The 9,540-nt window shown below is 34.6% G+C and carries 6 protein-coding genes and 1 pseudogene; 1 reads left to right on the plus strand and 6 read right to left on the minus strand.

Translation table 11 applies throughout. The features are described 5' to 3' along the window. Window positions 1-79: 79 nt before the first annotated feature. Complete coding sequence (locus tag ACK1U5_RS06910; protein ID WP_000467235.1) at window positions 80-1,780, plus strand: pyruvate oxidase; 1,701 nt, start codon at window positions 80-82, stop codon at window positions 1,778-1,780. Window positions 1,781-1,825: 45 nt separating this feature from the next. On the opposite strand, the gene ACK1U5_RS06915 is transcribed toward ACK1U5_RS06910, so the two are convergent. The 6 genes and pseudogenes from ACK1U5_RS06915 to thrS form a co-directional block, all read right to left on the minus strand. Beyond that, on the minus strand, window positions 1,826-2,827 hold the full coding sequence (locus ACK1U5_RS06915; protein WP_000267875.1) for an ABC transporter permease subunit: 1,002 nt from the start codon (window positions 2,825-2,827) through the stop codon (window positions 1,826-1,828). A 1-nt stretch (window position 2,828) separates the two neighbouring features. Beyond that, a complete protein-coding gene (locus tag ACK1U5_RS06920) occupies window positions 2,829-3,695 on the minus strand; it encodes an ABC transporter permease subunit (RefSeq protein ID WP_000929104.1) in 867 nt (288 codons plus the stop codon). A gap of 131 nt (window positions 3,696-3,826) precedes the next feature. Next, window positions 3,827-4,332: pseudogene (locus ACK1U5_RS06925) on the minus strand (MFS transporter); the annotation flags it as partial. A 151-nt stretch (window positions 4,333-4,483) separates the two neighbouring features. Further along, window positions 4,484-6,364, minus strand: a complete 1,881-nt coding sequence (locus tag ACK1U5_RS06930; RefSeq protein ID WP_000897859.1) for an FtsX-like permease family protein — start codon at window positions 6,362-6,364, stop codon at window positions 4,484-4,486. An 11-nt stretch (window positions 6,365-6,375) separates the two neighbouring features. After that, the gene (locus ACK1U5_RS06935) at window positions 6,376-7,143 is read right to left on the minus strand and encodes an ABC transporter ATP-binding protein (RefSeq protein ID WP_000106426.1); all 768 of its coding nucleotides are present in this window, start codon (window positions 7,141-7,143) and stop codon (window positions 6,376-6,378) included. Between the two features lie 249 nt (window positions 7,144-7,392). Further along, a complete protein-coding gene (gene thrS, locus ACK1U5_RS06940; protein WP_069605115.1) occupies window positions 7,393-9,315 on the minus strand; it encodes a threonine--tRNA ligase in 1,923 nt (640 codons plus the stop codon). Window positions 9,316-9,540: the final 225 nt, after the last annotated feature.

Genomic DNA, 9,540 nt, shown 5'->3' on the forward strand with positions numbered 1-9,540 from the left:
TAGATAAATTTCTTACTTGTATATTTTTCCTTTTTATTCAAAACATAATGTTATCTACCTATTATAAGGAGGAACAATTATGTTTGGGAAAACAGCAGGTGAAGCATTAGTTGATTTATTAATTGATTGGGGAGTAGAACACATATACGGTATGCCTGGAGATTCCATCAATTCTATCATTGAAGCTTTAAGAAAAAAACAAGATAAAATTAAATTCATTCAAGTTCGCCATGAAGAAGCTGGTGCATTAGCAGCGGCCGCCTATGCGAAATTAACAGGAAAACTTGGCGTTTGTATGGCAATTGCAGGACCTGGTGCTATTCATTTATTAAATGGTTTATATGATGCAAAACTCGATAAAGCCCCTGTTCTAGCAATTTCAGGTCAAGTAGAAACCGATTTACTTGGAACGGACTTTTTCCAAGAAGTAAATTTAGAAAGAATGTTTGATGATGTTGCGGTTTATAACCAGCGTATTATGTCAGCAGAGCAACTACCTGCCGTAGTGAATCAAGCAATTCGAATGGCTTATACGAAAAAAGGTGTATCCGTTCTTACTATTCCAGATGATGTCCCAAAATTCGAAGTGAAAAATGGTGCCCGTGTTACAAATACTTCTTTTACTTTGCCTGAATTATTTCCACAAAAAGAAGATTTAGATGCAGCGAAACTCGCAATAAATGAAGCGAAAAAGCCTGTGATTTTAGCTGGAAAAGGAACAAAACATGCGAGAGAATCTTTACTTGCATTAGCAGAACATATTGGTGCTCCAATCGTACTTACATTACCTGCTAAAGGAATTATTCCTGATGAGCATCCTCTTTGTATCGGTGGATTAGGATTAATTGGAACGAAACCTTCTTATGAAGCAATGAAGCATGCAGATACTTTAATTATGGTCGGTACTTCTTATCCGTTCACCGGCTTCTTACCTGAAAAAGCAAAAACAATTCATATCGATACAGATCCTGCCCAAATCGGGAAACGTTATGCGACAGATATTGGTTTAGCTGGTGATGCTGATAAAACATTACGATGGTTAATTGAAAATGTGGAAGAACACACAGACCATTCCTTCTTAGAACAGCACCAAGAAATGATGAAAAAGTGGGAAGATAAATTACACGATCAAGAAGAAGACTCTTCCATTCCAATTAAACCACAACGTGTTATGCATGCTCTGCAGCAAGTAGCTCATGATGATGCAATTCTATCAGTCGATGTCGGAAATGTAACAGTATGGACAGCAAGACACTTCCGTATGACAAACCAACAATTTATCATTTCTAGCTGGCTCGCAACACTTGGCTGCGGTTTACCTGGTGCACTTGCTGGAAAAATTGCTTTCCCGGATAAACAAGTATTTGCAGTTTGTGGTGATGGTGGATTTGGAATGACGATGAATGACTTCGTAACAGCTGTAAAATATAAATTACCAATCGTTGTCGTCGTATTAAACAATAATAAAATTGCGATGATTAAATTCGAGCAAGAAGTCATGGGTAATATCGAATTCGAAACAGACTTAACGAACCCAGATTTCGCAAAATATGCAGAGGCGTGTGGAGGTATTGGATACCGTGTTGAGAATTTAGATGAGCTCCTTCCCGCTTTCGAAAATGCAGTAAAACAAAATAAACCGTGTATTATTGATGTAGTTGTAGATGCTAACGAAGCACCAATGCCAGCAAAAATCACATTTGGTCAAGCCGCTGGTTATACGAAGCATATGATAAAAGAATTATTTGAAGAAGGTAAGATTGATTTACCTCCACTTTAAACGAAAAAAGATAGCTGAAAACAATTTGTCTTCAGCTATCTTTTTTTATTTTTGTATCTCTTTATAAAAAGAAAAGTCATTCATAGTTGGTTGTACTTGTTTCTCTACTTGTAATTCTTTACTTTCCCTCTCTAGCTTTCTCACATTTCCTAACTTAATCGCATCTTGCATGCTATTACTAATTAGATTTCCAGCTAAAATTGTCATACTATAAAAAGCAATCGGTATAAGTACAATCCATGTATGAGTAGTTAAATGACGGAAGTTTTGACCAATTAGGCCGGTCCATTCTTTTGTTACACTATCTGCCTCTGTACCAAAGATAATTGTTCCACCAAAAAATAACTCTAACAAGCCAAGATGCAAGAGAAGTAATAAAGTACTCACAAATTGTTGAGCAACAAGTAAAAAAAATGATGGTAATACGTGTGGCCATACGTGATTTTTCACTCTATGCCATTTACTGCCCCCAAGCACAGTTGCTGCCATCATAAATTCTTCTCTTTTTATCCGACGGACTTCCTGCGCTGTATATAACATAATTGTTGGTACCGCTAAACATGTAAGGATAACCATTTGAAATATTAGCCTTAAATGAAACGGCTCTGGTACTGTCCCATTTTCAAACACTAAAACTTCCTTTAACACAAAAAAAGAAATCATAACCATAGGTACAATGCTGAACGGATCAAAAAAAGATGCTATAACTGGAAAAGAACGTTTGCTATACATACCAAGAAGCAAACCAATACCTCCTCCAACTATAACTCGTAGAATCGCTATAATTACGCTCGCACCAACTGTCCATTTCGCTCCTTCTATTATTAGCTGGAAAAGATCGCGTCCTTTCTCATCACTACCGAACCAAAATTTATTCGACGGTGAAAATGGAGCAGCCTCTAGTTCTCCTTTTTCGTTATACATCATCGTAAGTTCACGGATATTCCCATCGAAAAATAAAGTATTTCCAATACTAACAATCATAAGTACGCTTAAAAAAGTAACACCAAACCAAAATCTCACATCTCTTTTTACAACTTGCCACATGCTAAACACGCTCCTTTATTACATTTTGTAAAAACGTATGTAATAAACGAAATAGTATAAAAAGCGGTACGTATAATATAATTAAACTTACTGTAAATATTTCTAATTTCGAATTTTCTTTTACAAAAACAAACATACCGTACGTATTAAATATCCATTCAATAATATATAAATTTGATAACATAAATAAAATATTTGTTTTTGCATAATAGATTGTTGTTAACAAAACATTTCTTGAAATATGATTTGTTAAAATATGTCGTAAACTAAGCCCTTTACTTTTAGCAAATATACTATAATCTTTCTCTAATTCTTCTCTGAAACGTAATAGTAGTAGCTTAATAAATAATAGTGTTGTAGGCAAAGTTAGACATATTATTGGCAATAGGCGAGCCCTTTCCTCCCCAATCCCCGCTAGTTTTACTGGCATAAAGCCTGTCTTTTGAAAGATTATTACGACTAGAAGTTGCGATAATAAAATTATTAAAATATCTGGGATGCTTTCAAGTACAACAAAAATCCCATTCCACATTCGTTGCTTTGATTGAGACCGTTGTAATACCCACACAACGAGAACATACGCAATAAGTAATGACAGTAAAAATGCCGAAATAAATACAAACATTGTCTCTAAATAATGAATCCATATTTGCGGAAATAATTTCCTCGAATCTCGAAATCCATATGTAATTTCCCAAGGTTGGAGTAACTTTCCTCCAATAAACACAATCGTGTTCCAAAAACCAATTAAATCAATTTGTAATCCCTTAAATAATCGAGGGAGCGCACCTAAACAGATTATACATAGAATTGCAGCGAATAATTGTAAACAAGTAATCCCACACCACTTAGCAGTTCGCATCAACATAACTATTACCCCTTTAAAAAAGAATATTCAGAAAAAATCAAACCTCTTCAACCATACCTTGAATTCGCTTTTTCCCACTTAGTAAAATAGCTTGGAATAAACACGTAACAAAAAATAATCAACCAAACACGATAAATCCCAAAAGTCCAGTACACCATCGTTGCAATTCCTACACCAAACAAAGCATACAAACTATTTACCATTTGATTAATACCTGCTGCTGCACCGTATTGGTCTGATTCAACTACTCCCTGTATCATCGATTGTTCTAATGGAGAGAAAAATTGTATACATGCATTTTCCAAAAATAAAAATATAAAGACAAGTATAATCATCCCGTAATAAAGCGAAATTAGGATTCCAATATTACAGAGCGAACAACATATGTTACTTACTGTACATATACGTTGTCTATCAAAACGATACACTACTGTCCCTACTAATAGAAAAAAGATTCATGCAGGTAATGCAATCATAATTTGTGTCATCGTTGCGTAAACTGGTTGTTTTCCGTATTAATCTAGCAAATAAAATATTAAAAAAATTCCAGCAATCATAGAACCGAGTCGCTCTAAAATATTTGCTAGAAAAAACGTGCATACACTTTGTTGCGAAATAACTGTAGCATTTCTTTCATACTTCGTATCCTTTCTCTCGACAAAATAGTATTATTTTAGTAATTTCTTGGAAGTTACATTATATTTTTCGACCATTATCCAATCTTTTCCTTCTTTATAAAAAACATAAAAAAGAGCCCTTATTCTCAACACAAGGACTCTTTTCATAAACTATTTAGCTACTTCTTCTTTCGGCATTACCATACCTTTATAAAGTTGAACAGTTATCCAGTAATACATGAAATAAATGACTAAGAAGATTCCTATTGGCACCCACACTTTCACAAACGGGTCAACTAATATAAAGCTGAATAAGTTAAGCCCAACTAAAACGTGAGAAATGCCAATGATCGCTGGGAAGATAAATAAATATGAAATTTCTTTATATATACTTTTCGTTAACATACTACGTCTCACACCAATTTTTCGTAACATTTCATAACGGCGTACGTCGCGAGAAGCACCTGTTAATATTTTGAACATAAGGGAACTTGCCATCATTGCTAAAAAGGCAATTCCGAGGAAAAATCCCATAAACATCGTTCCGCTCATGAAGCTGTTCATAAACTGATAAATTGTCATTTTCGTAAATAAGTCTACCTTTTCACCTGTTGCTTTTTCAATTTGTGCTTTTTGTCTCTTATCTATTTCGATCAATAACGGTTTATATTTTTTCATATCATCTACTTTTGCTAATGTTACAGTATGTTCTGTTCCTTGAATCCCTTTATAATGCTCTTCGTCTGCAATTCTTACTGGCTTTCCGCTAAATTGATTATGCGTAATTTGTATCTCTCTTACAACTGCGTCTTCCCAATCCTTTGGCATATGAGGGAATTTTGCTAATTCAGGAGCCTCTAAAGCTGAATATACAGGTTCAGTTAAAGGTTCAGTCACACGTTTGCGAACAGGCTCTTTTAAAGTTTTTGTATCAAAATGGTCTGAAACAAGTGGCGGTTTCGCAGTTAAGTCGTTACGTAAATAATAAACCGCTTCTCCATCTACTTTATATTTGTACTTGCTTTCTTCAACAATTTCCATTTCTTTTAAGGCAGCTTTGTCTTGATCATTCGGATCATGAATTACAACATCATATACACGAGAAAAGTCTGTCATAATACCTACATTTTTTTGGAACGCCATACCTGCCGTCATCGCACCTGCGCCTAATGCAATTAACATTGCTACAGTACCTAATACTCTCGATAAACTATTTACTCGAAAGCGTAGCTGTGCATATGTAAAACTATTTAGACCAGTTTCATTTCGTTTTTTATTCCCCTTAATTTTCATCACAAAAAATGGAAGTAATGAACTAAAGATAAAATATGTTCCAAGTGTTGTAACGATGGTTGCTATAATAAAACCTAATTCAGCATATATTTTTACATTGATCATAAAATAGTACCCTGTACTTACTAGTAATACACCAAGTACTGTCATTATTATAATGCGAGTTTTACTTTTCTTCACTTCATCTAGTGTTTCATCTTCACGAATTAACTCTAATTCAGTTTTACGTAACAATCGGACACTGTTCATTAAGCCAGTAATGAAAAATAGTATTAAGAAGAAAATAGCTGTGACTAAAATTGCTGGTGTGTATACAGATGCATAACTACCTTTTGCTGAAATTTCCATTCCATTCATTAAAAAGTTTCCTGCTACACTTGCAAGTAACATCCCTACTAAAATACCGATAATAATACTGACAATCCCCATACCGAATGTTTCAATAAATAATAACTGTGCTACTTTTTTCTTTTTCGCACCAAGCATCATGTACATACCGAGTTCTTTTCTTCTTAACGTGAGTAAGAAAGAGTTGGCATATATAATATAAAATACAGTAATGAAAGATAATAGTATTGCACCTACCCAAAAGACGAGTCTAATACTACTAATTAGGCTATTATCTTTCGTAAATTCACTATTCATCGCCATCGTTTGGAACATGTAGAAAATACTAATACTAATAACGAGGCCAATAAGTAAAACCATATAATCTTTTAACATCTTTTTCATACTATGACGTGATAATTTAAATAACATAGTTTCGCCCCCTACTTAGACTCAGCAGCTGAGCCCATATGAGCGAGCACACCTAAAATGTCTTGATAGAAATTCTCTCGAGTACCTTGACGGTTTAATTCTTTATAAAGAAGACCATCTTGAATAAATAAAATACGCTCACAATAACTTGCACTAAATGCATCGTGTGTAACCATCAAAATACTTACATTATGATTTTCATGTAAATCTTGCATTGCTTCTAATAAACTTTTTGCGTTTTTACTATCAAGCGCACCTGTCGGTTCATCTGCTAATACAATTGCTGGATTATGTACTAAAGCTCTTGCCGCCGCTGTTCTTTGCTTTTGTCCTCCAGAAACAGCCGTCGGATATTTTGTTAAAATTTCGGTGATGCCTAATTTCTTCGCAACGTCATTTACCTTTCCAGTAATCTCACTTGACGGTACGCCTTGCAAAGAAAGTGGTAAAGCGATATTTTCATAAATTGATAAGTTTTCTAGAAGATTAAAATCTTGAAAAATGAAACCTAATTTTTGAGAGCGAAAATCAGATAACGCATTGCCCTTCATAGAAGTAATATTTGTACCAGCTATTGTCACACTACCACCTGTCGCTTGGTCAAGTGTACTTATCACATTAAGTAAAGTCGTTTTTCCAGAACCAGAAGGTCCCATGATCCCGACAAATTCTCCTTCTTTAATACTTAACGATACACCCCTTAATGCTTTTGACTGATTCTCATTTCTTTTCCCATACGTTTTTTCTACACTTTCTACAGTAACTACATTTGTTGACATCTCTTTCACTCCATCCCTTTTGTATAAAATTAATTTCTCACATATTTCTTATTATTTTGTCATGTGAATTCTTAAGAATTTTTTAATTATTCATTCAAGAAGAGTTACACCTGTAACATGAACCTTTTTCCTACTTCATATTCTCATTTTTCTACAACTCGTTCCCTCGATTTCGCTTACATTTACCTTACATTTTTGTAAGATAAAAAAGAAAACACACTAATTGCTAATAGTGTGTTTTCTTTACAATCAATATTTTCTATTCTTTATTTCCTCTTCAATACTAGCCGCAAATACATTTAAAGTAACCACTTCCGACTTCTCTTCCCCATATTTACGTACATTTACAGCTCCGTTCTCCAGTTCCTTATCCCCAATAACAAGAATATAAGGAACTTTTTGCATTTGTGCTTCTCTTATTTTATATCCTAATTTTTCATCTCGCACATCTCGTTCGACACGAACACCAGCTTGTGCTAATTTATCCGCAACCTCATCTGCGTATTGTACATGAACTGCATTCGAAACTGGAATGACTTTCACCTGAACTGGTGCCACCCATGCCGGGAATGCACCTCCAAAGTGCTCAATTAATATTGCTAAGAAGCGATCTAATGACCCTAAAACTGCCCTGTGAATAACAACTGGTCTTTTCTTTTCATTATTTTCATCTATATAATTTAAATCAAATTTCTCTGGCATTTGGAAATCAAGCTGGATTGTTCCGCACTGGTGGCTTCTATTTAAAGCATCTTTAATATGAAAATCAATTTTCGGCCCGTAAAATGCACCGTCACCTTCATTTAGTCTATATTTATAATTTAGCGATTGTAATACATTTTCTAATGCCGCTTCTGCTTGCTCCCATAATTTATCATCACCCATTGAATCTTCTGGACGAGTAGAAAGCTCTACTTCATATTCGAATCCAAAAGTTTTATATACGTAATCAATTTGCGCCATTACTGATTTAATTTCATCTTCAATTTGTTTTGGAGTTACAAATAAATGTGCATCATCTTGGCAGAAAGTACGTACTCTTAATAATCCGTTTAACGCACCACTAAATTCATGACGATGTACTTGACCAAATTCACACATACGAATCGGTAATTCACGATAAGAATGCAATTTATTTTTAAACATAAGCATGTGCCCTGGGCAGTTCATCGGTTTTAATGCAAAACTTTTATTATCTACTTCAGAGAAATACATATTATCTTTATAATGTCCCCAGTGCCCGGATCTCTCCCATACTTCTTGGTTCATCATGAACGGAGTGCGTACTTCTTGATACTTATACTCTTTTTGAATTTCTCTTAAAAATGCTTCCAATTCGTTACGAATCATTTGTCCTTTCGGTAAATAAAACGGCATTCCCGGAGCCTCTTCAGAAAACATAAATAACTCAAGCTCACTGCCTAACTTACGATGATTTCTTTTTGCTGCTTCTTCAACGAAATGTAAATACTCTTCTAATTCTTTTTGAGAAGAGAATGCAACACCATATATGCGCTGAAGCACTTGGTTATTACTATCACCTCGCCAATATGCACCGGAAACGTGAGTTAATTGAAATGCTTTCAAATAACCTGTAGATGGTAAATGTGGTCCTCTACATAAATCTACAAATTCACCTTGTTTATATAGTGTTACACTTTCCCCACTAGGAATTGCTTCTAAAAGTTCTAATTTCAAGCGGTCGTTCATTTCTTGAAACAGTTTAGCTGCTTCTTCTCGAGAAACCTCAACTCGTTCTATCTTTATATTTTCATTTATGATCTTTTTCATTTCTTTTTCGATTTTTCGTAAATCTTCTATGTTTACACTACTTGGAAGATCCATATCATAATAAAATCCATTTTCAATAACAGGCCCTACTCCAAGATTTATATCACCATACAATCTTTTTACAGCTTGCGCTAAAATATGTGCCGCGGAGTGTCTTGCAATTTCTCCCCCTTTATTTGAATCTATAGTAATGATTTCCACTTCCGCATTTTCTTCAATATTTCGGCGTAAATCATATAATCCATCATTTACTTTCCCCGCAACTGCTTTCTTTTTCAAACTACTGCTAATGGATCCAGCAATTTCTTCTAAAGTAACTCCATTTACAAATTCTTTAACGCTACCATCTGGAAATTTAATTTCAATCATTTGTTCTTTCATTTTTCATCTCTCCATTTCATAATAAAAAGCACACTCATCCCTAAAATAGGGACGAGCGTGCTTTTACCCGTGGTTCCACCCAGATTCCCATTGTAAATATACAATGGCTTCATTTACGGTAACGTCGTTTACACGGCACTAGATACTTCATTTCCCTAGTGCAGCTCTAAGGTGGTAAGTTATTTTTCTGCGTTAGGAAGTTCTCAGCTTTCCTTCCTTCTCTGT

Source organism: Bacillus sp. XB1 (assembly GCF_053557995.1).

Bases quoted from the DNA above. Each gene is read 5' to 3' on its own strand.
- ACK1U5_RS06910 (WP_000467235.1), top strand. From the start codon at position 80: ATGTTTGGGAAAACAGCAGGTGAAGCATTAGTTGATTTATTAATTGAT.
- ACK1U5_RS06935 (WP_000106426.1), bottom strand. From the start codon at position 7,143: ATGTCAACAAATGTAGTTACTGTAGAAAGTGTAGAAAAAACGTATGGG.
- thrS (WP_069605115.1), bottom strand. From the start codon at position 9,315: ATGAAAGAACAAATGATTGAAATTAAATTTCCAGATGGTAGCGTTAAA.
- ACK1U5_RS06915 (WP_000267875.1), bottom strand. From the start codon at position 2,827: ATGTGGCAAGTTGTAAAAAGAGATGTGAGATTTTGGTTTGGTGTTACT.
- ACK1U5_RS06930 (WP_000897859.1), bottom strand. From the start codon at position 6,364: ATGTTATTTAAATTATCACGTCATAGTATGAAAAAGATGTTAAAAGAT.
- ACK1U5_RS06920 (WP_000929104.1), bottom strand. From the start codon at position 3,695: ATGTTGATGCGAACTGCTAAGTGGTGTGGGATTACTTGTTTACAATTA.